The sequence below is a fragment of the Myxococcus sp. AB036A genome (assembly GCF_006547355.1).
In the GTDB taxonomy this organism is placed as follows: Bacteria; Myxococcota; Myxococcia; order Myxococcales; family Myxococcaceae; genus Myxococcus; species Myxococcus virescens.
The window spans coordinates 1-26,505 of the sequence record NZ_VHLC01000020.1 but is presented as its reverse complement, the minus strand read 5'-3'; the positions used below and the strand labels follow the sequence as shown (position 1 = coordinate 26,505).

At 69.1% G+C, this 26,505-nt stretch carries 25 protein-coding genes and 1 pseudogene; 17 read left to right on the top strand and 9 right to left on the bottom strand.

All coding sequences use genetic code 11. From position 1 onward, the window contains the following. The first annotated feature begins 17 nt into the window (after positions 1-17). The 5 genes from FL344_RS10915 to FL344_RS10895 all read left to right on the top strand — a co-directional run bounded on the left by FL344_RS10915 (position 18) and on the right by FL344_RS10895 (position 6,154). Positions 18-1,313, top strand: a complete 1,296-nt coding sequence (locus FL344_RS10915) for a protein kinase (protein ID WP_141618470.1) — start codon at positions 18-20, stop codon at positions 1,311-1,313. 120 nt (positions 1,314-1,433) lie between these two features. Continuing rightward, entirely contained in the window at positions 1,434-2,783 is a 1,350-nt protein-coding gene (locus tag FL344_RS10910; RefSeq protein ID WP_141618469.1) for a hypothetical protein, read from the top strand. Further along, positions 2,773-4,299, top strand: coding sequence for a DUF2380 domain-containing protein (locus FL344_RS10905; protein WP_141618468.1), 1,527 nt, complete (start codon positions 2,773-2,775; stop codon positions 4,297-4,299). The genes FL344_RS10910 and FL344_RS10905 overlap by 11 nt, the downstream gene beginning before the upstream one ends. Then, entirely contained in the window at positions 4,296-4,763 is a 468-nt protein-coding gene (locus FL344_RS10900; protein WP_141618467.1) for an NUDIX hydrolase, read from the top strand. Before FL344_RS10905 ends, FL344_RS10900 begins: the two co-directional genes overlap by 4 nt. Positions 4,764-5,191: 428 nt before the next feature. After that, positions 5,192-6,154: a hypothetical protein gene (locus FL344_RS10895; RefSeq protein ID WP_141618466.1), complete on the top strand. Its 963-nt coding sequence runs from the start codon at positions 5,192-5,194 to the stop codon at positions 6,152-6,154. A gap of 30 nt (positions 6,155-6,184) precedes the next feature. Here FL344_RS10895 and rraA read toward each other — a convergent pair whose 3' ends face one another. The 4 genes from rraA to FL344_RS10875 all read right to left on the bottom strand — a co-directional run bounded on the left by rraA (position 6,185) and on the right by FL344_RS10875 (position 9,838). Continuing rightward, positions 6,185-6,682: a ribonuclease E activity regulator RraA gene (gene rraA / locus FL344_RS10890; protein ID WP_011550525.1), complete on the bottom strand. Its 498-nt coding sequence runs from the start codon at positions 6,680-6,682 to the stop codon at positions 6,185-6,187. 15 nt (positions 6,683-6,697) lie between these two features. Beyond that, positions 6,698-7,675: an aldo/keto reductase gene (locus FL344_RS10885; RefSeq protein WP_141618465.1), complete on the bottom strand. Its 978-nt coding sequence runs from the start codon at positions 7,673-7,675 to the stop codon at positions 6,698-6,700. Between the two features lie 94 nt (positions 7,676-7,769). Next, positions 7,770-8,855, bottom strand: coding sequence for a HEAT repeat domain-containing protein (locus tag FL344_RS10880; RefSeq protein ID WP_228564943.1), 1,086 nt, complete (start codon positions 8,853-8,855; stop codon positions 7,770-7,772). Continuing rightward, positions 8,852-9,838, bottom strand: a complete 987-nt coding sequence (locus FL344_RS10875; RefSeq protein WP_228564942.1) for a hypothetical protein — start codon at positions 9,836-9,838, stop codon at positions 8,852-8,854. Before FL344_RS10875 ends, FL344_RS10880 begins: the two co-directional genes overlap by 4 nt. A gap of 290 nt (positions 9,839-10,128) precedes the next feature. Between FL344_RS10875 and hemL the strand changes: the two genes are divergently transcribed. Together hemL and FL344_RS10865 are read left to right on the top strand one after the other, a co-directional pair. Continuing rightward, positions 10,129-11,424 carry a glutamate-1-semialdehyde 2,1-aminomutase gene (hemL, locus tag FL344_RS10870; protein ID WP_141618463.1) on the top strand — a complete coding sequence of 432 codons (1,296 nt, stop codon included), beginning with the start codon at positions 10,129-10,131 and terminating at the stop codon, positions 11,422-11,424. Positions 11,425-11,470: 46 nt separating this feature from the next. Continuing rightward, positions 11,471-13,399, top strand: coding sequence for a serine/threonine-protein kinase (locus tag FL344_RS10865; RefSeq protein ID WP_228564941.1), 1,929 nt, complete (start codon positions 11,471-11,473; stop codon positions 13,397-13,399). 15 nt (positions 13,400-13,414) lie between these two features. Here the strand turns inward: FL344_RS10865 and FL344_RS10860 are convergent, their stop codons facing one another. The 3 genes from FL344_RS10860 to FL344_RS10850 form a co-directional block, all read right to left on the bottom strand. Further along, positions 13,415-14,272, bottom strand: a complete 858-nt coding sequence (locus tag FL344_RS10860; RefSeq protein ID WP_141618461.1) for a hypothetical protein — start codon at positions 14,270-14,272, stop codon at positions 13,415-13,417. Between the two features lie 52 nt (positions 14,273-14,324). Then, complete coding sequence (locus tag FL344_RS10855; protein ID WP_141618460.1) at positions 14,325-16,952, bottom strand: ATP-binding protein; 2,628 nt, start codon at positions 16,950-16,952, stop codon at positions 14,325-14,327. A gap of 168 nt (positions 16,953-17,120) precedes the next feature. Further along, positions 17,121-17,639 carry a YbhB/YbcL family Raf kinase inhibitor-like protein gene (locus tag FL344_RS10850; RefSeq protein WP_141618459.1) on the bottom strand — a complete coding sequence of 173 codons (519 nt, stop codon included), beginning with the start codon at positions 17,637-17,639 and terminating at the stop codon, positions 17,121-17,123. Positions 17,640-18,053: 414 nt separating this feature from the next. Between FL344_RS10850 and FL344_RS10845 the strand changes: the two genes are divergently transcribed. From FL344_RS10845 to ychF, 6 genes are all read left to right on the top strand, one after another. Then, complete coding sequence (locus FL344_RS10845) at positions 18,054-18,320, top strand: AtpZ/AtpI family protein (RefSeq protein ID WP_141593541.1); 267 nt, start codon at positions 18,054-18,056, stop codon at positions 18,318-18,320. Then, a complete protein-coding gene (locus tag FL344_RS10840; protein ID WP_011550536.1) occupies positions 18,317-18,727 on the top strand; it encodes a hypothetical protein in 411 nt (136 codons plus the stop codon). Before FL344_RS10845 ends, FL344_RS10840 begins: the two co-directional genes overlap by 4 nt. Next, positions 18,727-19,737: a F0F1 ATP synthase subunit A gene (atpB, locus tag FL344_RS10835; RefSeq protein ID WP_141593542.1), complete on the top strand. Its 1,011-nt coding sequence runs from the start codon at positions 18,727-18,729 to the stop codon at positions 19,735-19,737. The genes FL344_RS10840 and atpB overlap by 1 nt, the downstream gene beginning before the upstream one ends. A 144-nt stretch (positions 19,738-19,881) precedes the next feature. Next, positions 19,882-20,112: an ATP synthase F0 subunit C gene (locus tag FL344_RS10830; protein ID WP_002636238.1), complete on the top strand. Its 231-nt coding sequence runs from the start codon at positions 19,882-19,884 to the stop codon at positions 20,110-20,112. A 131-nt stretch (positions 20,113-20,243) separates the two neighbouring features. Then, positions 20,244-20,798, top strand: coding sequence for a F0F1 ATP synthase subunit B (gene atpF / locus FL344_RS10825; RefSeq protein ID WP_020478431.1), 555 nt, complete (start codon positions 20,244-20,246; stop codon positions 20,796-20,798). A 52-nt stretch (positions 20,799-20,850) separates the two neighbouring features. Next, positions 20,851-21,960: a redox-regulated ATPase YchF gene (ychF, locus tag FL344_RS10820; protein WP_141593543.1), complete on the top strand. Its 1,110-nt coding sequence runs from the start codon at positions 20,851-20,853 to the stop codon at positions 21,958-21,960. A gap of 91 nt (positions 21,961-22,051) precedes the next feature. On the opposite strand, the gene FL344_RS10815 is transcribed toward ychF, so the two are convergent. Then, positions 22,052-22,348, bottom strand: a complete 297-nt coding sequence (locus FL344_RS10815; RefSeq protein WP_194863070.1) for a hypothetical protein — start codon at positions 22,346-22,348, stop codon at positions 22,052-22,054. A 124-nt stretch (positions 22,349-22,472) separates the two neighbouring features. Continuing rightward, entirely contained in the window at positions 22,473-23,777 is a 1,305-nt protein-coding gene (locus FL344_RS10810) for a citrate synthase family protein (protein ID WP_141618457.1), read from the bottom strand. A gap of 106 nt (positions 23,778-23,883) precedes the next feature. Here FL344_RS10810 and FL344_RS10805 point away from each other — a divergent pair, with 106 nt between their 5' ends. The 4 genes and pseudogenes from FL344_RS10805 to FL344_RS10790 all read left to right on the top strand — a co-directional run. After that, a complete protein-coding gene (locus tag FL344_RS10805) occupies positions 23,884-24,663 on the top strand; it encodes a class I SAM-dependent methyltransferase (protein WP_194863069.1) in 780 nt (259 codons plus the stop codon). A 16-nt stretch (positions 24,664-24,679) separates the two neighbouring features. Further along, positions 24,680-25,183 (top strand): cupin domain-containing protein, encoded by a 504-nt coding sequence (locus tag FL344_RS10800; protein WP_141618456.1) that lies wholly within the window; start codon positions 24,680-24,682, stop codon positions 25,181-25,183. A gap of 13 nt (positions 25,184-25,196) precedes the next feature. Next, a complete protein-coding gene (locus FL344_RS10795; protein ID WP_141593547.1) occupies positions 25,197-25,694 on the top strand; it encodes a hypothetical protein in 498 nt (165 codons plus the stop codon). A 57-nt stretch (positions 25,695-25,751) separates the two neighbouring features. After that, positions 25,752-26,505 (top strand): annotated as a pseudogene (locus FL344_RS10790) (hypothetical protein); the annotation flags it as partial.

Here is a 26,505-nt window from a genome sequence, read left to right as displayed (position 1 = left end):
CTCGGAGCTTCCTGCCCATGTCCAATCCGTCTGACTCTCGGCCTGCCGGGAGCGCTGTCCTATTCACCAACGGCGACACCTCCTACGAGTTCTTCCGGGACTTGGGGGAGGGGCGCGTGGGTGAGCGAATCCTCCTCGCGCGGACCCGCACGCCCAAGGGCCTCGGTGACTGCGTGGTGCTCAAGTGCTTGCCGGTGCCGAAGTCCTCGGAGGTGACGGAGAAGCACCATCGCGCTCGCGCTCGACTGGAAGAAGAGGTGCGGCTGGCGCAGTACCTGCGTCACCCGCGCATCGCCCGCGTCCATGGCCTCCATGAAATCCCGCAGGGCCTGTGCGTGGCGATGGAGCATGTGGAGGGGCTGTCTCTCAACACGCTGCTGGCCGTCGCCCAGGCGCGCGGGCGCTACTTCTCCGAGGCGTTCATCCTCTACGTGGGCGCGGAGGTCGCGGCGGCGCTGGCCTATGCGCACGAGCGCACGGACGACGCGGGTTTTCCTCTTGGCATCGTCAACCGTGATGTGAATCCCGCTCGAATCCGCGTGGGGCCCCACGGTGAGGTTTGGCTGACGGATTTTGGCGTGGCCCTCTCTCGCCTCTCGGGGCGGCTGGCCACGTCCCTGCCGCGCCCCCAAGGTGAAGTCCTCTACTCGGCACCGGAGATGCTGCTGGGCGAAGTGGTGGACGCGCGGGCCGACGTGTTCTCCCTGGGGCTGACGCTGCTGGAGTTCGCGACGGGGCGACATCTCTACGACCCGGGCCATGTCCGCATTGAGGAGGTGGAATCGCGGATGTCGAAGTCGGAGCGGGAGAGGGCGTTCTCCGCCTCCGTCGCGTCCGTGGTGACAGAGCTGCCGGAGTTCGCGGAAGACGCCATCTGGTGCGCCATGGCCTTCCGCTCCGACGACGTCGAGCAGGCCGCGCGAGGGCTCTCCATTCCCCTTCGGGACATCCTCCACACGATGCTGCGTAGAAGCCCCGCTGAACGCTTCGGGACGGCTGCTGAGCTGGAGGTCATCTTGCGAGTTCAGTTAGCGCGGCTGGGGCCCTACGCGCGCGAGGATGCGCTCACAGAGATTCAGCGGGCGCTCGCGGACGCCAGTGAAGGACTCTGGGACTTCGAGGTGCCCAGCGATGAGGGAGGCATCACGCCCCCTGTCACCACGGAGCGGGGCGGCTACGAGCCCACGACGGAAGCGCCGTCACCCCGTGGGGGCGTGCGTCGCGCATCGGTGGGCGCTCTCCACCCGGACGAAGTGCCAACGGAGCCCGGCGCAGGCCCCCGTCGCGCGTTGACGAAGCAGCCGACCGTTTAACGGCAGCCCTCAATCCCTCTCACCACTGCTGATTCACCACTGGCCCGGCGCAAGTCGAGGAGCCGACCGGGAGACGTGTGTTTCTCGTGCCTCATTCCGGGGCACGCACAGGAGGCGTGTATGCACAGGAAGCAAAGCTGTCTGGCCGCGCTGCTGCTGTTGCTGTTACCGATGAAGGGATGGGCTTCGGAGCCTCCTGCTCCAGAGGAAGAAGCCTCCACCGCCCCGTCTGCACCTCCCGCGCGCAAGTGGCACTACCTGACGCGCCTGGAAGCGACGACGTTCGCGCTGCTCCCTCGCGCGGGCGCTGGTGATGATGACGGCTTCATCCAGGTGGAGCCCACCTTCATCATCGACGGTGGCCCCGAGTTCGGCGTCAACGTGGGGGCTCCCGTTCGCTTCCGTATGTGGGGCGGTGGTGAGGGCGCGGGGATTGTGCGGCGAGAGGACTGGGACTCCCTCTCGGACTGGGGGCAGCTCGTCCGTGGCCTCAAGTTCGGCTCGGACAACGCTCCCGTGGGCATCTGGTTTGGGCCCCTGGAGGAACACCGGCTCCTCTCCGGGCATCTCGTCCGCCGTTACTCCAACCGCACGAATCCCGACTACCACCCGGCTGGGGGCATCTTCACCGCCGAGGTTGGTCCCCTCTACACGGAAGCCTTCGCCTCGGACGTGCTGGGCGCGCGGCTGATGGGCGCGGAGGTGGCCCTGGACATGGAGCACATCCTCTTTGGCCAGCCCAAGCAGCGCGGCCGTTACACACTCGCGGTGTCCGCCGTGCATGACTGGGGTCGGGCAGGTGGACACGCGGCCTCGGTGACGCTGGCGCACCTGGACGCAACGGCGGGGGTGTTGTTGCGGCCTGACTACGAGGTCCACGTGGTGGCGGGCTGGGGCGGACGTCCTGGCGAGGGCGGCGCATGGGGGGCTGTCGCGGGCGCGGGGCTGGACACGCAGACGGAGACGCTCCGCCTGAGGTTGCGGCTGGAGGCGCGGCGCCAGCAAGGCGGCTTCCGGCAAGGCTTCTTCGGAGCGGACCACGAGCTGGCGCGCTTCCAGGCTGCGGGCACGGCGGGCGTACCACTCGCGAATGCTGGCTTCCCGGACGGCTACTCCGCATTCGGTGAGGCCGAAGTGGGCTGGGACGCAATCAGCTACGGGGGCCTCAACAAGCACCTGAAGCTGTCGCTAGGCGCGGAGGCGTTCTCCTGGGGGCGCTTCGACGTGGACGGGCGCGTGGCGGTGCAACTCTTCGAGCGCAGCCTGGAAGTGGCGTTGAAGGGCCTGGGCGTGGGCATGGGGCAACCCGGAGCGCGCTACCTGGGGGCGGCGGAAGTGCGCTGGCGATTCCTGGGCGGGAAGCTCTACGCGATGGGGACGGGAGGCTCGCTGCTCTTCCCCACGGCGGAAGGGGCGCTGCGTCCGGGAGCCTTCGCGTCGGTGGGCCTGGGGGTGGACAATGCGCGCTAACGCCTTGCTGGTAGTTGTGGCGGTGTTGGCCACGGGGGGCGCTTCGATGGCGCATGCCTCCGGGCTTGGCGGAACGCTGCACAACGCGCCTCGCTTGGCCCCGTCCCCCGCGTGGGAGCACACGCCAAACGATGAGCCTCCACGTGTGTCGGACGCTTCTCCATTCTCAATCTCCGGGCCCGAAGCCCAGCAACGGCTGTGGCGGAATTTGAGCCCACGACACGACGCAACTGGCACCGCGTCCGTAGCTGTCGGAGGTGGGGTGCAGAGCGCCGCAGCCGTGCGCCAGGCAACCCTCGACGCCATTGCCGAGGTGAAGCGCTCCCTGGAGGGCATCGAAACTACGCGCGCTCGACTTGCGTCGCGTCCTTCCTCTCTTGGTAGCCGGGGACTCGATGGGGTGTTCACGCGCTATCTCGACCACGGCTCCAAGCAACTGACGTGGCTCCGAGGAACGCTGGGGAGTGCCACGGCGCTGGCGGGAGCGGCGTCGGAGGTCGGGGATTCAGGAATGGAGCTGGGCATCCTCCAGATGACAGGGCCCCGGCTCCAGGCCGCGATGTTCGGAACCCTGCTGCTGGCTACGTGGGTGGACTTCCTTCAACTCGCTGATGCTTTGCTCCGCGACTGCCCGATGTGCGGCTCCGAGAAGCTGTTCGCGGACCTGCATCGAGTTCAAAACAAGCTGACTCCGACGCTGGCGGACCTTTCATCGGGGGACTCAGAGCGGATCGAGGCGGCGGCGACCGCTATGCCCGTGCTGATGGGGGAGCTGACCCACGAGTTCGACACGATTCGCCGGGAGGCGCGCACGGCCATGGAAGTGGGCGGCAAGGTCATGGTGGCGGCGCAGGTGATGGAGTTGCTCGCCCTGATTTCCACGCTGAACATGTCGCTCCCACGGCCACCCCCAGCAGCCTCCACGACGCTCGGAATGGGGCTCGTCATGAGTTCAGGGGGCGTCATGGCGGGCTCTCGGCTCGTCGTCTCGGCTGAGTGGGTGGAGATGATGCGAAGGCTGGTGCAGGCGGGCGTCATCTCCCTCCCCGCAGTCAGCGCGGCGGTTCGTATCCACGGTGGGCAGGTGATGATGGCCCAGGCTCACCAGGACTTGCCCGAAGGCGTGCGCGAGGCGCTGGGGGACAGCCCGGAGGTGCGCGGTATGCGGGTGACGGGTAGAGCAGGTGCGGGCATGTCCAGCGCACCGAAGCATCACGTCCTACCGAAAGAGCACCGGGAGTGGTTCGAGCGGCGCGGCTTCAAGGGTGACATGGACATCGACCAGTTCTGCGTTCGACTGGAACAGGCGCACCACGAGGCGATTCACGGAGGAGGGAACTGGAAGCTGGGGCGCATGTGGCCCGGGGAGTGGAACCGAATGATCATGGATGCGTTACTCCAGGCTGAGACGAGAGCTGGCCGGATGTTGACGCGGGATGGGATTTTGAAGGAGGTCGCGAGGCATATGCGGGACTATCGAATCCCTATGGAGTTCACCCCTGGGAGGGGGCGATGAGCGGCGGAGAAGCTTGGCGGGGCGACATCAAGGCACGCCTGTACGAACGGGTCCGCGAGCGAGGTTACGACTCACTGACCGCTTTTGCTGAAGCGCGCCCTGCCGTTCCGCTGTACGTCCTGGCCGACGAGCTGGGCAGCGACGTTGCTGCCGTACAGATTCTAAGTGGCTTGATGTTCGAGGCGGAGCAGCGCAAGCAGGTCACGCGCTTGGTTCGTGACGTCCTCGTGCGCGAGCTGGCCGAGAGGTTCCCTAATGGCTGGCCGGACGTGTTGGACGATGCATCCCGTGTCGAAGCTGCGATGGGGCTCGGGTCCTGGTTCGCCTACACCCCGCTAACCCACAGGGAGCGGGTTGACCGAGCAGGGAATGCTCTTCTCGCCAATCCTCCGCCTATCGGCTGGCGTCCGCTCGGTCCCGATGACGAGCTGCTTCTGACGCTCCTCCCCGACGAAGAAGCGTGACCAGCAGTGGTGGCCTCGCAAGCTGGTGAGGGGGGCGCTGAATACCCGTCAGGCTCGCGCGCTACGGCCACACTCGTTAGCCCCAACCGCAGGAACAAGAGGGGCCGAGCCATCGCAACTCGGTCCCTCTCTACGCGGGCTGAAGAACGTCCCCATCAGCCCCCCTCCATGTTGCACGTATGTCGCATGACCCTGCGGAACGCGCTGGAACATGGCGGGACGTCGGGGGCCTGAACGGGAGTCGAATCCGAGGTTCTCCGAGCGGATGCGAGGTAAGGGCGCGACTCTGCTGGGTTTGCGCACCGACCGGCCGCAGGTTCGACTCCTGCCAGGACCACTCCTCCTTCAGTTGTCTGGTGCACCGTGGGTATGGCAAGTGAGGGCCACTCCGTCATGGATGACGCGACCACCCTCTTGCTGGACACTCCGTGAGCCCGGTCACCCTGCAAATCAACCTCGCGCCCACGGACTATCCGCACGCGCGCCTCATCCTTCCGCATCAGTTGCGCCAGCTCGGGCCCTCCGTGCAGGAGGTGCTGCTCGTGCTGGACCTGCACCGCAGCCAGGGCAGCCGCTTCGCGGGTGCGTGGCTGGAGCGAAAGCCGAAGATGGACGCGCTGCTGTCGGAGCTGTCCTCGGCGGATCCGCGCATCCGGCTGGTGGAGGTGGACTATTCCCCCGCCGTCACGAAGGCACTCTCCGAGCAGTTCTTCGGAGGCTCCCGGCTGCCCATGAAGGACTCGCGCGGTGGGCCCTTCCATTCCTACTTCTTCGGGCTCGCGGCGGCGAAGCACCCGCAGGTGATGCACCTGGATGCGGACATGCTCATCGGCGGAGCGTCGCGCGCCTGGATGGCGGAGGCGGCCGCGCAGCTCGCGTCACGCGAGGAGTTGGTGAGCTGCAGTCCCTTGTCGGGCCCGCCGCGCGCGGACGGGACGATTGCGGGAGACAGTCGCTGGTACGAGCCCGATGCACAGGGCTCCCACGCGTTCCGTTTCCGGCGCTTCAGCAGCCGGGCCTTCTTCGTGGACCGCGATGCACTGGTGCGCCGGGTAGGCCCGCTGCAGGCGAAGCTGGCGCCACCCATTCACGTGCTGCGTGCCTTGCGCGCGGGCAATCCGCCGTACCGCGAGCCGGAGAATCTGGTCACCCGGAGGCTCAAGCGTCGCGGCTTGTGGCGGCTGGACTTCCTGGGCGCGGCGCCGGGCCTGTGGACATTGCATCCCCAGTACCGCTCGCCCACGTTCTACGAGCGGCTGCCGGAGCTGATTTCGCGCGTGGAGTCAGGGGACATGCCCGACGCCCAGCGCGGCCAGGAGAACGTGCACGACTGCCTGGTGGACTGGTCCGACGTGAGGGCCGCGCGGCGGAAGTGGTGGCGACGCGGGTAGTGTCAGCACTTCCGCCCGAGGCCCCTGGCGTCAGCCCAGGGGCGACTCGGAGGTGACGATGCCGTCCAGGTCCGCGTAGACGTAGTGGCCGGGGCGGAAGGTGACTCCGGCGAAGCGGACCTCCACGTCACGTTGTCCCTCGTTGCGCTTGAGGCTCTTGAGCGGGTGGGTGCCCAGCGCCTTGACGCCGATGCGCATGCGGCCCACGTCCTCGGCGTCTCGGATGCAGCCATTCACCACCACGCCCGCCCAGCCATTCTGCTGGGCGAGCAACGCGAGCTGGTCTCCCACGAGCGCGCAGCGGCGGCTGCCTCCGCCGTCCACCACCAGCACCCGGCCCTGGCCGGGCTCCTCCAAGGCCTTGCGCACGAGGGAGTTGTCCTCGGGCGCCCGCACCGTGCTGATGGGACCCGCGAAGGTCCGGACGCCGCCGTAGTCCTGGAACCCGGGCTCGGCAATCTGGAACCGCGGTGTGCCCGCGTGGGCATCACAGAGGTCGGCCGTCTTGAAGTCGGTGAACGTGCTCATGGGCTTCGAGCCTTCTCAGGCCTCGCGGGACGACGCAACGTCCAGGGCGCGGAGGTCCTCCTCCGTCAGTTGCAACGTGAACGCCCCCAGCAGTTCTTGCGTCTGGCTGGCGGACGTCGCGCTCGAGATGGGCGCCACGATGGTGGGCTGAGCCGCGAGCCACGCGAGCGCGACCTGGGCGAAGTTCGCTCCCGGATGCCGGCGCGTCACGGCGTCGAGGGCATCAATCACCGCCCAGCCGCGCGCGTTTCCATACTGCTTCAGCACGCCTTCGGCGCGGGCCGACTTCGGAGGTGGCTGGTCCTTGCGGTACTTGCCCGTCAGGAAGCCCGAGGCCAACGCGAAGTAGGGCGCCACCACGAGCCCTTCCCGTTCGCAGATGCCCCGGAGCGAAGACTCGAAGTTCTTGCGCTCGACGAGGTTGTAGTGCGGTTGCAGCACTGCGTACCGGGCGAGGTTGTTGCGGCGGGACACCTCCAGCGACTCGGTGAGCCGCTGCGGGGAGTGGTTGCTGGTGCCCAGTGCGCGGACCTTGCCGTCGCGCACCAGCGCGTCGAAGGCCGCCATCGTTTCCTCCACTGGCGTGTCCAGGTCCTCGTAGTGCGCGTAGTAGAGGTCGATGACGTCCACCTGCAACCGGCGCAGCGAGGCCTCCACGCTGCGCTGGATGTGCTCGCGGCCCAGGCCCTTCCCCAGCTCCGTCTGCGAGCCCACCTTGGTGGCGATGACGACGCGCTCCCGAGCACCGCGCGACTTCATCCACTTGCCAATGAGCGTCTCCGACTCGCCGCCGCGGTTGCCGGGGACCCAGCTCGAATAGACGTCCGCCGTGTCGATGAAGTTGCCGCCGTTGTCGACGAAGGCATCGAGCACCGCGAACGAGGTCGCCTCGTCGGCCGTCCAACCGAAGACGTTCCCTCCCAGGCATAGGGGGGATACCTGAAGGCCGGTGGTTCCGAGTGCCTTGCGTGCTTCGAGCTTCGTCTGGGGCATTGCCTGTCGCTCCCTCGGTGAGTGGTTGGCCCGCGGGCCGTGGCCGGCGTAGCTAACGCGTCCCGAAGCAGGGTGCAGGTCAAAATGCCCCCGTTCATCGGCGAGAGTGTCGCCGTGCGGTATCGAGCATTTCCCACCGCTGGGGATGCTCCGCGAGCAGTGCAATCCAGGGATTCACTTCGTCTCGAGCCGCGGCGTTCGTGTCACGGAGCCGCTTGAGGACGGGCACGGCGCGGCTCAGGCCCAGCCGGGAGATGGATTCCAGCAGCGCCTCGCGTACGCTCGCCTCAGGTTCGGCGCTGTAGCGGGCGGCGAGTGCATCGAGGCTCGCGGAGAGCTCTGCCACGGGCGAGGTCGCCAGGGCCCGTGCAGCCGCGGCACGCACGACGGGGGACTGCGCTGACTGGAGCAACGTGCGGACCTGCGCCACGGACGGTCCTCTCACCGCTTCGATGGAAGACGCGCCCAGGAGTCCCGCTGCCGTGGCCGGGTCTTCCGCGACGGAGGCCAGCGACACCGCACGCTCCGCCACCACGCGGTAGCGGCCGGCGTTGCGAGCGGCTTCCTCCCGAAAGTTCTCCACCACGGCCGCGCGGACCTCGGGCGCTGCGTCCGTCACCCAGTCACGGTAGATGTCTCGGCCCTTGAGGACGTGGATGCCCAACAGTTGGGTGGAGGGCTCTCCCGTCTGTTGCAGTGAACGAATCAACACGGCACGCAGGCGCGCGTCGGGTGTCTCACTTACGCGGTCCACCAGCCGCTCCAGGATGCGGGCCTGGCCCTCCAGCGCGTAGCGCAGCACCCAGGTGTCGGAGAGCAAGGCCAGCACGTCAGCGTCCTGCTCCTCGCTGAGGTGCTGCCAATGCACGTCCTCGGACAGGGACTCCACGAGCCCGCGGAGTTGTTCTCGCACGTAACGCCGGTACGCCGGTGAGGCGTGGCCCTGGCGATACTCCGCGAGGAGCGCGGTGAACTCGCACGGCACTTCCTTCAGCGGCTGTGCATGGGCGGGTAGAGGCGGGAGCGTCGGATGTCCGGCGTCAGCGGCCGGCGGCGTCGAGGCATCGAGGACAGGGGCGGTGTTCCTTTCTGGAGCACGCCAGAGGCGTGTGCCCACCACGGCTGCGCCCAACGCCCCGGCGAGGAGGACCCAGCCGAACCTTCCACGCGGATTCCTCATGGCGTCAGGGCCTCCACGTCCTCAGGGCATTGGTGATACACGCGCTTGTTCAGCCACAGCCGGTCGAAGTCCACGTGTCCCGCGTCGTAGAGCGCCTGGAAGTCGGCGACGTCTCGAGCGAATCGGCGGTCCTGCTTCGAGTAGTCCCGCACTTGGGGAAGGGCCTCGGCGCCACCGGCCCGGAGCGTGTATCGCAGGAGCGCCCAGCGCACGCACAGGCGCTGCTCTCCAGGAAACGCGGCGCTGAAGTGATTCAGCACCGCGCGCGTGTCGCGGCCATCGGACAACGCCAGGGCCGCAAGCTCCCGGACGTTGGCGTCTGAGTCATTCTCGAGCACCCAGGCCAATTGCTCCACGGCCCGCGCCTCCAGTCGCACGGACAAGGATGCGGCCAGCTCCACCGCCAGGGCGCGGACGTGATGGTCCTCGGACTCCCGCGCCAGTGTCAGGAGTCGAGTGAGGTAGGGCTCCTCCGAGCCTCCTGCCTGGAAGTCGTTCTTCATCACCCTGCCCAGGGTTCTCACCGCGAGCAGGGACACGCCCTGAGGGGCCGTGCTGCTCCTGGCCAACGCCATCAGCCGGTCCTGCGCAGGGGCGCCGAAGCGCGCCTGTGTCTCCAGTGTCTGAAGCGCCTGTGCGCGGTGGTCGATGGATGCGTGCTGTTCCGCCATCGTGAGGAGCCGCTCGGCCACCCGTGCATCCCTCACCGCGGAGGCTTCACGCAGGCCCGTCAGCAGCACGGAGGCTTCGGGCGCCGGTGCGGTGTCAGCCCAGTCGAGCACCTGAAGCGCGGCCTGGGCGTCTTCACCCAGGACTTCCGGAATCCGTTCGGTGAGGAAGGTGAGGGCGGCGGCGTAGTTCTGCGCCAGGGCCTGCTGGATGGCGGCTCGCACCGTCGGCAGCCCGTGACGTTGTTCGAAGTCCAAATAGCCCGCGCGGCAGGTGAGGCGTGGAAGACGTTGGAGGGGCGGCTTGGCGGCCATCGCGGGAGGGACGCCACACATGAGGAACGGCCAGAGCGCGCGGGCCCAGGCTCGGACTCGTGTGCGAAGGGCCTGGCTGAAGGGAGGGGCGGCGGGCATGGCGCGTGTCGAACCCTGGACGATGCGTCGCTGAAACCATCCAATTTAGTCAGATTTACAAGAAAGGCGGTTTCTTCCGCACTGCCTGAGACTGTCCATAATGTGTCGACGACGGCACGAAGAAGCGGGGGGCATGGGAGCGGGCGTGTGGGGACACAGACTGCCTCGTGCCGCATGTTATGGAACGAGCCATGAACCACGCTCACAGTCAGGCTCTCTTCGCTCGCGCGCAGGCTCGCATCCCCGGCGGAGTGAATTCCCCGGTGCGCGCCTTCCGAGGCGTTGGCGGCGACCCTGTCTTCTTCCGTGAAGGCTCAGGTGCCTGGCTCACGGATGTGGACGGCAACCGCTACGTCGACCTCGTGGGGAGCTGGGGACCGCTCATCCTGGGCCACGCGTATCCGCCCATCTTGGACGCCATCATCGACGCCGCGCGCCGGGGCTCGTCGTATGGCGCGCCGCATGCGGACGAGGTGGAGTTCGCGGAGCTCATCTGCGCCACCATGCCCGCGGTGGAGATGGTGCGCCTGGTCTCCAGTGGCACCGAGGCCACGGTGGCGGCCATCCGCGTCGCGCGGGGCTTCACCGGCCGCGAGCACATCCTCAAGTTCGAAGGCTGCTTCCACGGCGCGGGTGACCCGTTCCTGGTGAAGGCGGGCAGTGGCGTGGAGACGCTGGGCCTGCCGGACTCTCCGGGCGTGCCGTCGGCGCTGGCGAAGCTCACGCTCACCGCGCCCTTCAACGACCTGGCCGCCGTGGAGCGCATCTTCGCGGAGAATGGCCATGACATCGCCTGCGCCATCATCGAGCCGGTGGTGGGCAACATGGGCGTGCTGGTGCCCAAGCCGGGCTACCTCGAAGGGTTGCAGGCGCTCTGCCAGAAGCACGGCGTGCTGCTGGTGCTGGACGAGGTCATGACGGGCTTCCGGCTGTCGCGAGGCGGCGCGCAGGAGCTGTACGGCCTCAAGCCGGACCTCACCACCATGGCCAAGGTGATTGGCGGGGGCATGCCGATGGGCGCGTATGGTGGCCGCCGCGACATCATGGAGAAGGTGGCTCCCGCGGGCCCGGTGTACCAGTCCGGCACGCTGTCGGGGAACCCGGTGGCGGTGGCGGCGGGCCTGGCGTGCCTCAAGGCCCTGGCGGCCCCCGGCACCTACGCGCGGCTGGAGGAGGTCAGCCGCATGTTGGAGGTCGGCCTGCTCGCCGAGGCGAAGGCCGCGGACGTGCCCGTCACCGTCAACCGCGTGGGCAGCATGCTCACGGTGTTCTTCACCGGTGAGCCCGTCTACGACTACACCAGCGCGAAGAAGGCGGACACGGCGCGCTTCGGGAAGTTCTTCCACGCCATGCTGAACGAAGGCGTCTACCTGCCGCCCAGCCAGTTCGAGGCGGCGTTCGTGTCGCTGGCCATTGGCGAGCCGGAAGTCGCGCACGTCCTCGCGGCGGCGAGAAAGGCCTTCCGTTCGCTTGGCAAGACCGGTTGAGCCCGCGCCCCTCGAGGGGCCCGTTCGCTTCGGTCCCTATACCCTCGTGCGCCGCATCGGCGCCGGGGGGATGGGAGAGGTGTTCCTCGCGCGTGAGGAGGCGCCTCGTCGTGCCTGTGTGGTGAAGAAGGTCCTCCCGCAGCTCATGGCGAGCCCGCAGTTCGCCGGACGCTTCCGGGATGAAGCCCGCGTCGTGGTGCGGCTGCACCATCCGAACATCGCGCGCGTGTACGCCATGGGCGAGGTGGAAGGGCAGCTCTACCTGTCCATGGAGTACGTGCAGGGCAAGACGCTCAGCCGGCTGACGTACCGGCTGCGGCAGCTCGGGCGGACGTTGCCGCTGGGCATCATGCTCCACCTGGGGCAGCGGCTCTGTGAGGGCCTGGCCTACGCGCACGACGCGACGGATGAGTTCGGCAATCCGCTGCACCTGGTCCACCGGGATTTGTCTCCCGCGAACGTCTGCATCAGCTACGCGGGCGAGGTGAAAATCATCGACTTCGGCGCGGCGCAGTCCACGCTGAAGGAGCAGCAGACGGCGCCCCGGGTGGTGATTGGCAACCTGACGTACATGGCACCGGAGCAGGCGCGGAAGCGCTTCGTGGACCGGCGCGCGGACGTGTACGCGGTGGGCGCGCTGCTGTGGGAGTTGTTCGCATGGAAGCCCCTGGCGCAGCGGGGCGACCCGGTGGAGCGGTGGCGGCGCGCGGCCTACCCCCAGTGGGAACCAGCGGGGAGCGTCCGGCAGGGCGTGCCTACCAGCGTGGATGCGTTCCTGATGCGCGCGCTGGCCTCCGAGCCCGACAATCGCTTCCCGGACGCGGCCGCCATGGGCGCGGAGCTGGCGCGGATGAAGGCGAAGCTGGCGCCCAACGTGGGGGATGCGGATGTCGCGCGCCTCATCGCGGCCGCGTTCCCCCGCGAGAAGAAGGCGGAGGAACTCGTGCTCCGCGAGCTGCTGCGGGAGCCGCGTTCCCGCGCACTCACCGAGCCCGCGTTGGCCACCGTGCTCGCTCCGCCCACCGCGCTCGCGTTCGAGCACGAAGGCATCGACGCGCCCGAGGACTACGTCCCGGCCGAGCGTGGCGACGCTGAGCCTTCGAAGGCGCCGCCGTCGGCCCGTCCGCCTGATGCGAATGTCCCAGCCGCGCCTGATGCCTCCGTGCGAGGCACGCCAGCGAAGGCAGCGCATGACGCGGATGAACTTGAAGTCACGGTGCGAGGGGTTCCTGGACGGGCGCCGGAGGTGCCTCGCGCTGACAATGCGCCTCGCGTCACCGCGCTGTACGGAACGGAGGACGAGACGACCGTGGTGGAGGGCGGAGCCTCGCGAGCGCGCCGGGGCCTTCCCGGCGGCGAACGGGCACACCTCGATGTGGAGGGGGAGGCCACCGTCGTCCATCCATCGCGAGGCCCGGTCGCAAGCGCGCCACTCGATGCGGACGAGGAGACCACGGTCGTTCAGCCCGAACGTGCCCGGATGGCGGCGGACGCTGGCATGGCGTCGAAGTCCGCGGTGGGCCCTGGGGCCGCGAACTCCGGAGCCAGCCTGGGCGGAGACGCGGCGGCCACCGAAGCCGTCGATGCGGCGAAGCTGATGGTCGCGCTCGAACGGGCGGAGACCAGCCGAAGCCAGGGCGCCCGTGCCACCGCGTCCGAGGATGTCACCGTGACGGAGGTGAATCCCGCCAGGGCGCTCCCGTCCTTGCCGCCCCAGGCCGCGCAGTTGCGCCGAGCCACCCGCGAGACACAGGTGGGCTTCGGCGTGGACATCTCCCAAGCGGTGGATGCCGCGGCGGTGGAGGCCCGTCGTCAGGAGTTGGTGCGCGCCATCACGGGGGATGATGCGCTGCCCGTGCCAGAGGCCGAGGAGGACTTCGGCACATGGCTTCGCGGTGGTCGTCCCTGGCTCGTCGCGGGACTCTGCGCGGGCGCGTGTGCCCTGGGGCTCGCGCTGGCTTGGGCGCTGGCCTGAAGCCAGCCGCGGGCGTCAGTTTCCCCAGGGCAGCCGGTAGCTGAAGCCCAGGCTGATGGTGGCGGTATCAATCCAGTTGCTGGTGAAGCCGTCGCCAAACTCGTCCTCGTTGTCATCCGATGTGCCTCGCGCGCCGCCGCCGAGGTAGCGCAGGTTGAGGAACGCATCCACCTTGTCGGTGATTCGCACGCCGCCGCGCAGGGACGCGTCCAGCAGTGCGCCCGTGGTGTTGGAGTCACTGTCGCCGTTGATGATGGCTGTGGGCGCGTAGCTGCCGTCCGCCTCGAAGCCCAGCCACCAGCCACCGCCCAGTCCCCACCGTCCGCGCACCTTCAGCAGCGGCACCGGCCCCACGTCCCGCGCGGTCCGCCGCAGCGTCCCGTCCGCGGAGGTGAAGACATAGTTCGCGTTGCGCAGTTGGAGCGACACGCCCACGGACAGCTCGCGGTCCGGACCGGACAGCAGGTCATACAGATAGCTGGCCCGGTAGAAGGGGAAGCTGTAGCTCACGTCCAGCGGAGTGCCCGCGGGGAAGTCCAGCGCGTCGATGCGCACGTCCCGTTTGAGCACCACCTGCGTGTCAATGGCCAGCGGCTGGTAGAGGAACACCACCGAGTGCCGGCCCTTCAACGTCAGCTCCGCCGACAGCCGCATGAAGTTGTAGAGGTTGTCCTGCCCTCCGTCGTCCGTGTAGCGGAACAGGGTGCCGTCGCTGCCCTGACGGATGCTGTGCGCCAGCACGTCCAGGAAGCCCAGCTCTCCCTCGAACTTCAGCTGCACCCGAGGCTCGTCCGGAGCCGTGGGCGCCTGGGCCTGGACGGTGAAGGTGCTCAGACAAAGAAGGACTCCCAGGACGGCGGCATGGCGGTGCATTTCTGCTCCTCGCGAAGGGATTTGCGCCCCGGACGCGTGAGCTTCAAGTGCGTTACCAGCCTTCGCTTACCGCCGCGGCGGAGGTGTCCAGAGGGAGATAGAGCCGGAAGGTGGTGCCCTGGCCCGGCTGGGATTCCAGCGCGACCCGGCCCTGGTGCGACTCGACGATGCGCTTCACCACCGCCAGCCCCAATCCGGTGCCCTTGGCCTTGGTGGTGAAGAAGGGCTCGAAGATGCGCGCCCGCACGTCGGGGGAGATGCCCGGCCCGCTGTCCACGAACTGCACTTCGACCTCGGGAGTCCCCGTCGCGCGCCGGACACTCGCGCGCAGCAGGCCGCCCTGAGGCATGGCCTGCACGGCGTTGATGGCGAGGTTGAGGAAGGCCTGGCGCATCATCCGCTCGTCCACCGTCACCGAGGGGACATCGTCCGCCAGGTCCAGCTCCACGCGCACCTGACCCGGGGCCTCCGCCAGCGCGCCTCGTACCGCGTCCTCCACCAGGGGGGACAGCGGCACGGCATAGGGATGCGGCGCAGGCGGCCGCGCGAAGGTGAGCAGGTCCGCGACGATGCGGTTGAGCCGGTCCGACTCCTCCCCGACGATGTCCAGCAGCGGCACCGCCGCGCTGTCCGGCCCGACGATGCGGCGGATGGATGCCACCGAGTTGAAGATGGCACCCAGTGGATTGCGCACTTCATGGGCGACCACGGCGGACAACTCGCCCAGCGCGGCCAGCCGTTCGCGGCGCACCAACTGGGCCTGCGTCCGGGCCAGCTCCACGTAGCTGGCTTGAAGGTCCTCCACCAGCCGCGCGCCCTCGCGGGCCAGCGCCAGTTGGTTGGCGATGGCACTGGCTCGCTCCACCTCCGCGAGCGTGAAGCGCCGTGGCCGCCGCGTCTCCACCGCCATCATCACGCCCATGGGGCGCTCGTGGACCACCAGGGGGAGCACCAGGAATGCTCGAGCACCGGGCAGGCGCCGCACCTCCTCGTTGACGCGCAGGTCGGAGCGGGCGTCCTCCACCATCACCACCTCGCGCGTGTGGAACGCCACCGACGCGAGTGACGCATCGGCCGGGAGGAGTGGCAGGGCGGGCCCTTGAAGCTCCGGTGAGCCTCCCGTCATCGCGCGAAGCTGGAGCCGTTCTCCCGAGGCATCCGGCAGGAACACGTATGCATCCGACGTGTCCACGATGCGCGCCAGGCTGGTGGCGCCAATGTGCAGGAGCTTGTCCAGTTCCAGGGTGGCCGCCAGCGCCTTGGCCACCTCGTGCAGCAGCGCCAGGTCCTCGGCGCGGCCACGAAGCTCATGCAGCAGCCGGTGGGATTCGATGGCCGCCGCGAAGTGGCTGCCCATGGCCTGCAACGTCTCCCGTTCGAGCGGCGTCAGGGGCCGCCGTTCCCGGAAGAGGGCGGACAGGGTGCCCACGCCCCGCGAGCGCACCCGCAGGGGGACGACCACCACGGTGCGGAAGCCCTGCCGGCGCAGTTCCTCGCTCAGGTCGTCCGAACAGGACTCCACCTCGCGCTCCAGCGGGATGCCTTCGCGTTGCGCCTGGAGGCACAGGTTTCCAGCTCGCCAGCGCCGCGTGAAGTCCTCCGAGCCTTCGGTGTCCAGGCCGCTCGAGTACGCGAGCTCCACTTCGCCGTCGTCCGCTGGCAGGAGCACCGCCACCGCGTCGCAACCCAGGAGCCCGGCGATTTCGTCGGTCCCCGGAGCGAACAGCGCCTGTGGGTGCGGCGCGGAGGCCGTCACCGAAGCCAGGCGGTTGAGCGCCGCCAGCGCCGTGTTCTGCGCGGACAGGCGGGAGATGGTGAGCGCCGCGTCCAGCGCCGCGGACACCTGCGCGCCGAAGAGCCGCACGGGTGGAAGCTCCTCCTCGCGCAGCCAGTCCGCCACCAGCGCGAGCATGGCCCGGGGCTGGCCCTCCACGTCGATGCGCACCGCGATGGCGCGCGTCTGTCCGGCGCGCTGGATGCCCTGGCGAACCAGCACGCCCCGGGCGCCTCGGAGGAAGCACTCAGCCTCCTGGGGCAACTCGTCTGTATAGGCCGCGCCGTCGCGCCAGGCGCGCTTCAGCAGGGGAGGCCACTGGCCCACCACATCTCGTACCCAGCGGCCACTCAGTGCCGCGGCTTCCGTGGGCACCATGCCGGGCGGCACGAACGTCTGTCCCAGCCGGACGCCCAGCCGGTCTGGCGAAAGCCACGCGCAGCCAAGTCCCAGCTCCTCCACGCTGGAGAACATCCTGCGCAGCACCTCGCCCTCGGTGCGCAGGGAGGGCAGGCTCGCGCCCAGCTCGGCCAGCCGCTGGAGCACGCTGCGGCGCCGGGCCCTCGCTGACACGTCGCGCACCAGCACTACCCACTCCGTGCCGCTGGGGATGACGGTCAGCTCCACCCGCCGCTCCCCTTCGGTGGTGCGTAGCATCGTCTCGTACGTGGTGGGGACGGGCTCGCCGCGCTTGCGACGGGCATGGCGGGACGCCAGCTCCGCCGCGCTCGCAGCCGAGACGAGGAGCGTGGCGGGCTCACCCAGCACGCCCTCGCGCGGGTAGCCCGACATCGTCACCAGCGCTTCGTTCACATAGACGAAGCGGCCGTCACGGACGACGCAGACACCCACGGACATCGCATCGAAGGGGCCGTAGGTTGCCCCGATTTCGGCGGCGGTTTTCACGGCAGGCCTGACTCTTCCATCGCTGCCAGTCCGTGCGAAATTGCTGACCCGCCGCTTCGCCCACCAGCCCACATCCCGGCGCCAGCCCTGCGGCTTGTACTTAGAACGGGCCCGGCCACACAGGGCAGCCGAGCCCGTGTCCTCAGGGTTGCTGTCGCCCGCGCCGAATCAGGCGGGAGTGGCGCCGGGGGACTCCGCGCCGCGGTGGTGGACCTTGGTGTACAGGCCGATGAGCTCCGCCTGCCCCACGATGTGGCCTTCCATGGCCTCCCGGAGCTGTGTGCGCGTGGCGCGGCCCAGGTCCGGCAGCACCGTGTCCAGGGCGAACAGGCGGAAGTAGTACCGGTGCATGCCCACGGGCGGCATGGGGCCCCCGTAGTTCTGGCGGCGGAAGTCGTTCTGACCCTGGCGAGCGCCCTCCGGGAGGACGTCCGGCGTGGCGCCTTCCGGCAGGTCCTGGGCCGAAGGTGGGATGTTGTAGACAACCCAGTGAGAGAAGGTCATCTGGGGATTACGCGGGTCTGGCGCGTCCGGGTCCTCCACGATGAGGGCCAGGCTCTTCGTCCCGGCGGGCATGTCCGTCCATTGAAGCGGCGGCGAGATGTCCTCGCCCTCGCCGGTGTAGGCAATGGGGATGAGGTCGCCGTCCTTGAAGCGGGGGGACGTGAGCACGAGCGGCTTCGGCATGGAGTCCTCCAGAGGTGTCGCGGTGGGTTGACGCGTGTCGGGTGCAAGCTGGCGACGCAGGCGCCCGGACGCCGAGGAGCGGGCCGGCCGGCGCCCGGAGGCCGGCCACCTGGGCCTTGGGGCAGGCGCCCCCATTCCCATTCGCCTGCTCAGGCCGCCGGGCTCCAGCGCCTCACCCAGAGGCGAGCCCGGGCCCTGGCGAGCCCACGGGAAGGGCCCTCGATTCCATGCGGGGCAGATCGGCGGTAGCTGAGCTTGCCGAAGCGGCAATCGCCACTGGGGGCCGGGGGGCCGCTGCCCATGGTACCGGTTGCGTGTGCCGCGTGTTCGGTGTTAAGCGGCGCCCCGCGTAGAGGGGTTGGGGCGGCGGGGTTGGAAAAGCGAGGTTTTCCCGGGGTTTGGGGAGGCGTCCGAATGGAAGTGAAGGAGCCCCGGAAACCGGGCGGTTCGGACGGCAGCGAGCTGGGGGAGACGGCCCGGCAGATGAGGGCGGCGCAACCCTACATCGCGGCGGTGTGGAAGCTGGTGGGCGGAGCGGTGGTGGGCGTGCTGGGCGGCTACTGGCTGGATGGGTGGTTGGGGACGGGCCCCTGGTTGCTGGTGGTGCTGAGCCTGGTGGGTATCTGCGTGGGTTTCTATGGGTTCCTCCATGAGATGGCCCGGCTGGGGAAGCGGAAGTGACGGCGCGGGGCGGCGGTAGCGGGACGGACTCGTTCAAGAGTCATGCGGCGCTGGCGGGTGGCGTGGCGGTGGTGGGCCTGGCGCTGGCGGCGTTGATGCCGCAGGTGGTGGAGGACCGGGTTTCGGCGGTGTGGGGCGTGGGGCTGGCGGCGGTGACGGGCGCGGTGGCGCTGGTGCTGAAACGGCGGGCGGTGCGGCAGGACCTCAACGCCGCGCTGAAGGTGGTCGGAATCATCTTTGGCCTTCGGGCCGTGGGCGTGTTGGCGGGGCTGTTGGGCGTGGTGTCGCGGGGAATGGCGGCGGTGCCGTTCATCGCCGGCTTCTTCGGCGTCTACTTCGCACTGCAGTGGATTGAAGTGAGCTACGTGATGGCCGCGTCGAAGGAATCGGCGGGCGGAGACGAGTGATGCGCAAGGCAATGGTGCTGTTCGCCAGTCTGTTTGCTGCCACGGCGTGGGCCGCGGGGTCTGAAGACGACGTGCCGGGGTACATCCTCCACCACGTCGTGGACTCGCCCTACCTGGAGATCGAGGTCCCGCTCAGCAACCCCATCCACGCGGCCGACCTGCCCCAGATTCACGTGCCGCTGAAGGCCGACGGGTGCGCGCCCCGGATGACGGAGCACGGTCAGGAGATTCCGGGCCTCATGGAAGGCTGCCTGGACCTGTCCATCACGAAGCACACCCTGATGATGTGGCTGGCCGCGCTGCTGCTGATGGCCACCCTGTTCATCTGGGGCAACCGCGACAAGACGAAGCTGGTGCCGCGCGGCGCGGGCGCCAACATCCTCGAGATGCTGGTGCTGTTCGTTCGTGACGAGCTGGCCATCAAGAACATCGGCAAGGAGGAGGGCCCCCGCTACGTGCCCTTCCTGCTCACCGTGTTCTTCTTCATCTTGTTCATGAACATGCTGGGCATGATTCCCTGGATGGCGACCGCCACCGGCAACCTGGCTGTCACCGCGGCGCTGGCGCTGTGCACCTTCGTCATCACCCAGGTGGCGGGTATTCGCGCGGCGGGTCTGGGCGGCTACCTGAAGCACCTGACGGGTGGCGTGGCCCCCTGGTTGTGGCCCATCATGGTTCCGGTGGAGGTGCTGGGTCTGTTCACCAAGCCCTTCGCCCTCACGATGCGTCTGTTCGCCAACATGCTGGCGGGCCACATCGTCTACTTCTTCCTCCTGGGCCTCATCTTCCTCCTCGGCCACCCCGCGGTGGCGGCGGTGAGCGTGCCCTTCGCCTTCGCCATCTTCCTGCTCGAGCTGTTCGTGGCCTTCGTGCAGGCGTACGTCTTCGCGATGCTGTCTGCGCTGTTCATCGGTATGAGCGTGGCCATGGGTCACCACCATGACGACCACGGCCACGACCACCCGGAAACGGGCCCCAGCCACGACCACGGCAAGGCGCACCACGCCTAGGCCGCTCTGACGAGTTAGCGGGGCGCTGAAATCCGGTGCCCCGGTCGAAGACCCGGCGGTTCGAAAGGCCGCCGGAGGTAGTCCTCAAGGGACATCACGACCCCCCCACAAGCGGGTCCACGCTACGAAAGAACAAGTGTCACCATGACCAACCTCGCTCTTGCCTTCCTCGCCGCCGGTCTGGGTGCCGGTCTCTCCATCATCGGTGCCGCGCTCGGCATTGGTAAGCTGGCCGCCGCCGCCATGGACGCCACGGGCCGTCAGCCGGCCGCGGGCGGCGACATCCGCACCACGATGATCATCGCGGCGGCCCTCATCGAAGGCGCCACGCTGTTCGCGCTGGTCGTTTGCATCCTGCTCGCCACCAAGGCTTAAGGCGAGCGCAGGTCGAGTCATCGCTGGACGGTCGCCGGTGCCCGTAGGGAATTCCACCGCGGGCGCCGGCCGCTCCTGCCGCGGAAACCGAAGTCTTCGCAGCATCCCTCCCTCACGCTGGACATCCCGCCATGTTCCTGCCCTCCGTCCTCGCCGCCAGTAACCTCGTGAAGGTCCAGCCGGGCCTCATCTTCTGGACCCTGGTTACCTTCGTCATCGCCGCCGTCGTCCTGAAGTGGAAGGCGTGGGGCCCCATCCTTTCGCTGGTCGAGGAGCGCGAGAAGCAGATCGCCAGCTCCATCGAGAGCGCCAAGCGTGAGCGCGCCGAGGCGGAGAAGCTGCTGGCCGACCAGAAGACGGCCATCGCCGAGGCCCGTCGCGAGGCCGCGGAGATGATGCGCCGCAACACGCAGGAGATGGAGAAGTTCCGCGAGGAGCTCATGGCCAAGAGCCGCAAGGAGGCCGAGGAGCTCAAGCTGAGCGCGCGTCGCGAGATTGACGAGCAGAAGGCGAAGGCCATCGCCGAGGTCCGCTCCATGGCGGTCGACCTGGCCATGGAAGTCGCCGGCAAGCTCATCAGCGAGCGCATGGACGACAGCAAGCAGCGCGCGCTGGCCGAGCAGTTCGTCCAGGGCCTGCCGCTGAACAGCACCAGCGCCACCGGCGCCGTGCGCCGCACTGCCTAATCCCCTTCTTGGGGAAGCGCGCCCCCCGGCGCGCGTGTTCCAGGGAATCACCATGGGTCTATCCATCGGAATCGTCGGGCTGCCCAACGTCGGCAAGTCCACCCTGTTCAACGCGCTGTCGGCCGCGGGCGCGCAGGCGGCCAACTATCCCTTCTGCACCATCGAGCCCAACGTGGGCGTGGTGCCCGTGCCGGATGACCGCCTGGACAAGCTGTCCGCGCTCATCAAGCCGCTGAAGAAGGTGCCCACCTCGCTGGAGTTCGTGGACATCGCCGGCCTGGTGCGCGGCGCGTCCAAGGGCGAAGGCCTGGGCAACCAGTTCCTGGGCAACATCCGCCAGGTCAACGCCGTGCTCCACGTGCTGCGCTGCTTCGAGGACGACAACGTCACCCACGTCGAGGGCGGGGTGAATCCGGTGCGGGACCGGGACGTGGTCGACACGGAGCTGTGCCTCAAGGACCTGGAGACGGTGGAGAAGCGCCGCGAGCGCTCCTTGAAGAACACGAAGGTGGGCGGCAAGGCCGGCGAGGAAGCCAAGGCCGAGGTGGCGTTGCTGGACCGCATCAAGGCGAACCTGGACAACGGCATCACCGTGCGCGCCCAGAAGCTCACCGAGGAGGAGAGCGCCGTCATCCATGACCTGTTCCTGCTCACCGACAAGCCCGTGCTGTACGTGGCGAACATCGGCGAGGCGGAGCTGGGCAAGGAGGACGCGAACCCCCACGTGAAGGCCGTTCGGGAGATGGCCGCGAAGGAGGGCTTCGAGGTGGTGGTGCTCGCCGCCGCGCTGGAGTCCGAAATCCAGCAGCTCCCGGAGTCGGAGCGTCCGGGCTTCCTGGAGAGCGCGGGCCTGTCCGAGCCGGGCCTGCACAAGGTGGTGCGCGCTGGCTACAAGCTGCTGGGCCTGTGGACGTACTTCACCGTGGGCGAGCAGGAGTGCCGCGCGTGGACCATCCACCAGGGCTACAAGGCCCCGCAGGCGGCCGGCGTCATCCACTCCGACTTCGAGCGCGGCTTCATCAAGGCCGAGGTGATGCGCTGGGAGGACCTGGTGAAGCTGGGCAGCGAGTCCGCCGTGAAGGAGAAGGGCATGCTGCGCGTGGAAGGCAAGGAGTACGTCGTCCAGGACGGCGACTGCATGCACTTCCGCTTCAACGTGTAGCGGTCAGCACACGGCAGTCATCGCGGGCGCTGTGCTTCCGGACGGTTCAGTCTGGAGGCGGCGCCCGCGAGCCGTTTCAGGGCCTGGCGGCTCAGAAGCCGCGCGGGCCTTGCAGCACGGTGTAGACCCAGATGCCCACGGCGATGAGCGCCAGCACGGTGGTGAGGGTCGCCGTGCGCCGCATGCGTGGGCGTTCCTCTGGCGGGTGCTTCGAGGCGAAGAACCACATGCCGCCGACCCGCAGGACGAGGAACATGAGGAGCAGGAGCGGGCCGACCACCTGCCAGCCCGAGGGACGCATCAGCACCACACCCCAGGAGGCGAGGAAGGCGACGTTGCCGAGCAGGGAGGTGATGGCGAAACGGGGATATACGCGTCGAGTGTCCACGGCGCGGGAGTCTCGCCTCGCGAGCGCGGACCTCCAACGACGGACTTCGACCGGTGCGTGGCATGCGACAGTGGGCTGAGTGCTCACGTGACGTGTGTGAGGCGTCCGGATGCGCGGAGCGTGTTCATGACGCCCTGCCACCGGCGGGGTGTGCCGGCTCCACGTAGCGTGCCCGAGGGCGCAGCAGGTGGCCCTGTTCCCGCTGCTCCAGCACATGGGCCACCCAGCCCGCGGCACGCCCGACGGCGAACAGCGTGGCGCCCGCGCCTGAAGGAAGCCCCAGCGCTCCGGCGAGCATCACCAGCCCGAAGTCCACGGACGGGGGCGGATGTCCCGCCGCGCGCATGGCTTCCAGCACGGCGCTGGCGATGCGGACATTGGGCGTCTCGGGCCTGACGCTCCGCGCGGCTTCCACCAGCGGCGGTGTCCGTGGGTCTCCGTCTGGATAGAGCTGATGACCGAAGCCGGGGACCGCCTCGCCTCGCCGCAGCCGCTCCCGGATGACCTCCGCCGCGCGCTCCGGCCGGCCCACTTCCACGAGCAACGCCTCCACGCGGTCGCAGGCCCCTCCGTGCTTGGGACCGGAGAGCGCGGCCAGCGCGGCGCTCAAACAGGCGTACAGGTCCGCGCCGGAGGAGGCCGCCACGCGCGCGGTGAACGTGGACACGTTCAGCTCATGGTCCGCGCACAGCACCAGCGCGCGGTTGAGCAGCTCAGGTGCGCGCTTCACGCGGGTGTTCCAAGCGCGCGCCAGGGATTGCGCCACCGTGGGCTCGTTCAAGGCATGCGTCACTCGCCCCGGCGCGTTCGCCACGCAGACCCAGGCCGACAGGTGGCGCAGCAGCCTCCGGGCGCGGGCCCGCTCCTGCTCGGGCGGAGAGGCAAAGCGCGCCGAGTCCCTTGCGCCTAGGAGCGGCACCAACGCAGACAGCGCGGCCACGGGCGGTGTCCCACGGGGCAGCAGCTTCGCCAGCTCGGACGGTGGAAACGCCGGTTCGGGTGAGGGCCACCGCGACGCTTCTTCGGGGAGCGCTCCTGTCCACAGCAGCTCCGCCACGTCCTCGAACGCGCGTCCCTCCACCGCGAGCGTCACCGCCGAATGGCCTCGGTACGCGAGCCCCTCCGCGCCCACGCGGGACACCGACGAGTCGATGACGGGCTCGCCCCAGCGCAAGGCGCCCGAGGCGACTGCCGCGTGTCCCGCTCTTGCGTCGTGCCGCGCTTTCAGGCGCTCCAGGTCGGAGCGCACATAGCGGTTCTCCTTGGTGCCTCGCTCCGGCACGCAGCGCACGAGGCCTCGGCTCACGTAGGTGTAGAGCGTGGCTCGCTTCACGCCCAGGAGCGCGGCGGCCTGTGCCGCGGTCACGAGCTCCTCCTCAGGTCGATGGTCGAATCGAGATTGAGAGCGTCCGCCCTTGGGCCTACTCATGTCTCGCGCACCTCCGCGAAGGCCATTGTCGACTCGACTGGATGACGTGTCGATACGTCCCCAGGTCGTCGGGGCCCGCGTGTGCCCGCGAGGAGAGGAGCCTGTCATGCAGGTGGACTTCGGACGCACGTCATCGGACTACGTGAGGCACCGGGCGGGCTTTCCGGAGGCCTTCTTCGAACGGCTCGATAAGGAGGGGCTCCTTCGTCCGGGCCTCCGCGCCGTCGACCTGGGGACGGGCACGGGCACGGTGGCCCGGGGATTGGCCCAGCGCGGCGCCGTGGTGACGGGGCTGGATGTGTCCGCGGACATGCTGGATGCCGCCCGTGGGCTCGCCTCTGAAATGGGGCTGGGCATCGACTTCCGACAGGCACCCGCGGAGAACACGGGCCTGCCGTCACAAGCGTTCGAGCTGGTGGTCGCGGGACAGTGCTGGCACTGGTTCGACCGGCCCGCCGCAGCGCGTGAGGCCGCGCGGCTGCTCGTTCCCGGGGGCCGTCTGGTCATCGCCCACTTCGACTGGCTGCCGCTGCCCGGCAACGTGGTGGAGGCCACCGAGCGGCTCATCGAGCGCTTCAACCCGGGCGCTCCCGCGCCCTTCGTGTCCTTGAGCCAGTCTTCCGGTGTCTATCCTCCGTGGTTCCGCGACGCCGCCGAGGCGGGCTTCACCCAGCTCACCTCGTTCTCCTTCGACGTGTCCGTGCCGTACAGCCCCCGCGCGTGGCGGGGCCGCATCCGCGCCAGCGCGAAGGTGGGCGCGTCCATGTCTGCGAGCGTGGTGAGCCGCTTCGACGCCGCGCTCGCGGACCTGCTCGCCGGGAGCTTTCCGGCGGACCCGCTCGACATTCCCCACCGCGTCTTCGCGCTGCTCGCGACGCGACCCTGAACAGGAGCACCTGTCCATGTCCTCGCATCCTCACGTCGTCCACGAGCCCGAGCTTCCCTGGACCGAAGTCACGCAAGGTCCCCGGGTGGAGTACCGCCGCAAGCAACTGGGCGCCGCCGCCAAGGGCCGCAAGCTGGGGTGCAGCTTGATGGAGCTGCCACCCGGTAAGCACGCGTGGCCGCGGCACTACCACCTGGCCAACGAAGAGGCCTATTTCATCCTCGCGGGCATGGGCCGGCTGCGGCTGGGGGACGACACCCTCGCCGTCACGGCGGGAGACTATGTGGCGCTGCCGGTGGGGCCCGGGGGCGCGCACCAGCTCCTCAACGACGGGACTGAGACGCTGCGCTACCTGGCCTTCTCCACCATGGTGGAGCCGGACGTCATGGTGTACCCGGACTCAGGGAAGGTGGTCATCTCCGCGGGCAGTGCTCCCGGAGGCGACAAGGCCGCTCGGACCCTGTTCACCACGCTGCCCCTCTCCGCGGAGGTGGACTACTGGAGCGGCGAGGAGCGATAGGCTGTGGGCCGAGATGGCCCCATTGCTCGACGTGCTCACCCGGGAGCGGCTCCTCAAGGACCGCGATGCCGCCGCGGCGCTGCTGCCGCGTGGCGAGCCTCCCCATGTGTCCATGCTACGCCTGTGTGACGCGGGCCTGCTCGAAGGCGGCTTGTCCGTGGGGTACGGCGTGCGCGCCGACGAACTGGTGGGGCCGCTCACCACCGCCATGGGCGGCGCGGCCCGCCGCTTCAAGGTGGTGGACGTGCGCGAGCGCCCCGTGTTGGAGCTCCATGTCATGGCTGGCGACGTGACGGAGCGCTGGGAGGTGGAGGACCTGTCCGCGTTGGTGCACAACCTCAACAGCCTCTACCGCGATGCGCCGGACGTGCGTGCGGTGGCCGAGCTGGGCGAGTGGGAGGATGCGCTCCAGCTCTGGTGCGTGGACAAGCGCGTCCTGCCGAGGCTCGCGCGCCAGCCCTTCTTCGCACCGCGCAACGCCCGAGCGCTGATGAACCCCTCGGGCGAGTGAGTCTTCAGGGGGCCTGCACTCGCGGTAGACCCGGCTTCTGAGGCAGCATGTGGGGGCATGCGCTTCGTCCTGTCCTGCCTGCTCGTGTTGCTCCCGGCGTCCCCCGCGCTGGCGGAGCTGGATTCCTTCGGTCTGGGCTCGGGCCGTGATGGCGCGCTGTCCGTCTCGACGGTGGGGCGCGTCCTCAATGCCGCCACGCCGCTGACGGACCTCGTGGCGGTCGGAGCCCACGACGTTCCGGTGCAGCGCGTTTCGGGCTTCACCGCGGGCACGCTGGCGCTCCTCCACCAGAGCGGCGGGCCGGAGGAGGCCGTGGTCTCCAGCGATGGCGGCACCCTGTCTCTTCGGCGGATGGGCCACTGGGAGCTGGCGCGCGTGGAGGCGGTATCGGAATCGCCGCCCGGGCTGCGCTTCTCCGAGCCCCTGGTGCATGCCTACACCGCGCCGGGCGCGCAGGTGGTCTCCGTGCCCGAGTACACGGACGTCCTCGTGTCCGCGGGTGCCTCGGTCGTGGCCCGTCCATGGGATGGGCGCAGCGGCGGCATCCTGGCCTTCCTCGCCACGGGCAGCGTGACGAACCAGGGCCTCATCAGCGCGGAAGGAATGGGCTTCCGGGGCGGGTTCTTCGTCAATCACGCGGACCTCCTTGGCTGCGCCGACCTGGACATTCCTCCCGAGGCAGGGGGGGCCTACAAAGGGGAGGGCCTGCGGATGGGCCGCTTCGGCACGGCCTCGGGGCGTGGCTCCGTGGCGGGTGAGGGTGGCGGTGGCAACTGCCACAACGCGGGTGGTGGCGGAGGCGGGAATGGGG

Excerpts from the sequence above, each read along its gene's own strand:
- atpF (WP_020478431.1), top strand. The coding sequence starts at position 20,244 with ATGTTCCTGCCCTCCGTCCTCGCCGCCAGTAACCTCGTGAAGGTCCAG.
- FL344_RS10915 (WP_141618470.1), top strand. The coding sequence starts at position 18 with ATGTCCAATCCGTCTGACTCTCGGCCTGCCGGGAGCGCTGTCCTATTC.
- rraA (WP_011550525.1), bottom strand. The coding sequence starts at position 6,682 with ATGAGCACGTTCACCGACTTCAAGACGGCCGACCTCTGTGATGCCCAC.
- FL344_RS10900 (WP_141618467.1), top strand. The coding sequence starts at position 4,296 with ATGAGCGGCGGAGAAGCTTGGCGGGGCGACATCAAGGCACGCCTGTAC.
- FL344_RS10810 (WP_141618457.1), bottom strand. The coding sequence starts at position 23,777 with ATGAGTAGGCCCAAGGGCGGACGCTCTCAATCTCGATTCGACCATCGA.
- FL344_RS10860 (WP_141618461.1), bottom strand. The coding sequence starts at position 14,272 with ATGCACCGCCATGCCGCCGTCCTGGGAGTCCTTCTTTGTCTGAGCACC.
- FL344_RS10795 (WP_141593547.1), top strand. The coding sequence starts at position 25,197 with ATGGCCCCATTGCTCGACGTGCTCACCCGGGAGCGGCTCCTCAAGGAC.
- ychF (WP_141593543.1), top strand. The coding sequence starts at position 20,851 with ATGGGTCTATCCATCGGAATCGTCGGGCTGCCCAACGTCGGCAAGTCC.
- FL344_RS10880 (WP_228564943.1), bottom strand. The coding sequence starts at position 8,855 with ATGAGGAATCCGCGTGGAAGGTTCGGCTGGGTCCTCCTCGCCGGGGCG.
- FL344_RS10830 (WP_002636238.1), top strand. The coding sequence starts at position 19,882 with ATGACCAACCTCGCTCTTGCCTTCCTCGCCGCCGGTCTGGGTGCCGGT.
- FL344_RS10850 (WP_141618459.1), bottom strand. The coding sequence starts at position 17,639 with ATGCCGAAGCCGCTCGTGCTCACGTCCCCCCGCTTCAAGGACGGCGAC.
- FL344_RS10875 (WP_228564942.1), bottom strand. The coding sequence starts at position 9,838 with ATGGCCGCCAAGCCGCCCCTCCAACGTCTTCCACGCCTCACCTGCCGC.
- FL344_RS10800 (WP_141618456.1), top strand. The coding sequence starts at position 24,680 with ATGTCCTCGCATCCTCACGTCGTCCACGAGCCCGAGCTTCCCTGGACC.
- FL344_RS10805 (WP_194863069.1), top strand. The coding sequence starts at position 23,884 with ATGCAGGTGGACTTCGGACGCACGTCATCGGACTACGTGAGGCACCGG.
- atpB (WP_141593542.1), top strand. The coding sequence starts at position 18,727 with ATGCGCAAGGCAATGGTGCTGTTCGCCAGTCTGTTTGCTGCCACGGCG.
- FL344_RS10885 (WP_141618465.1), bottom strand. The coding sequence starts at position 7,675 with ATGCCCCAGACGAAGCTCGAAGCACGCAAGGCACTCGGAACCACCGGC.
- FL344_RS10905 (WP_141618468.1), top strand. The coding sequence starts at position 2,773 with ATGCGCGCTAACGCCTTGCTGGTAGTTGTGGCGGTGTTGGCCACGGGG.
- FL344_RS10845 (WP_141593541.1), top strand. The coding sequence starts at position 18,054 with ATGGAAGTGAAGGAGCCCCGGAAACCGGGCGGTTCGGACGGCAGCGAG.
- FL344_RS10910 (WP_141618469.1), top strand. The coding sequence starts at position 1,434 with ATGCACAGGAAGCAAAGCTGTCTGGCCGCGCTGCTGCTGTTGCTGTTA.
- hemL (WP_141618463.1), top strand. The coding sequence starts at position 10,129 with ATGAACCACGCTCACAGTCAGGCTCTCTTCGCTCGCGCGCAGGCTCGC.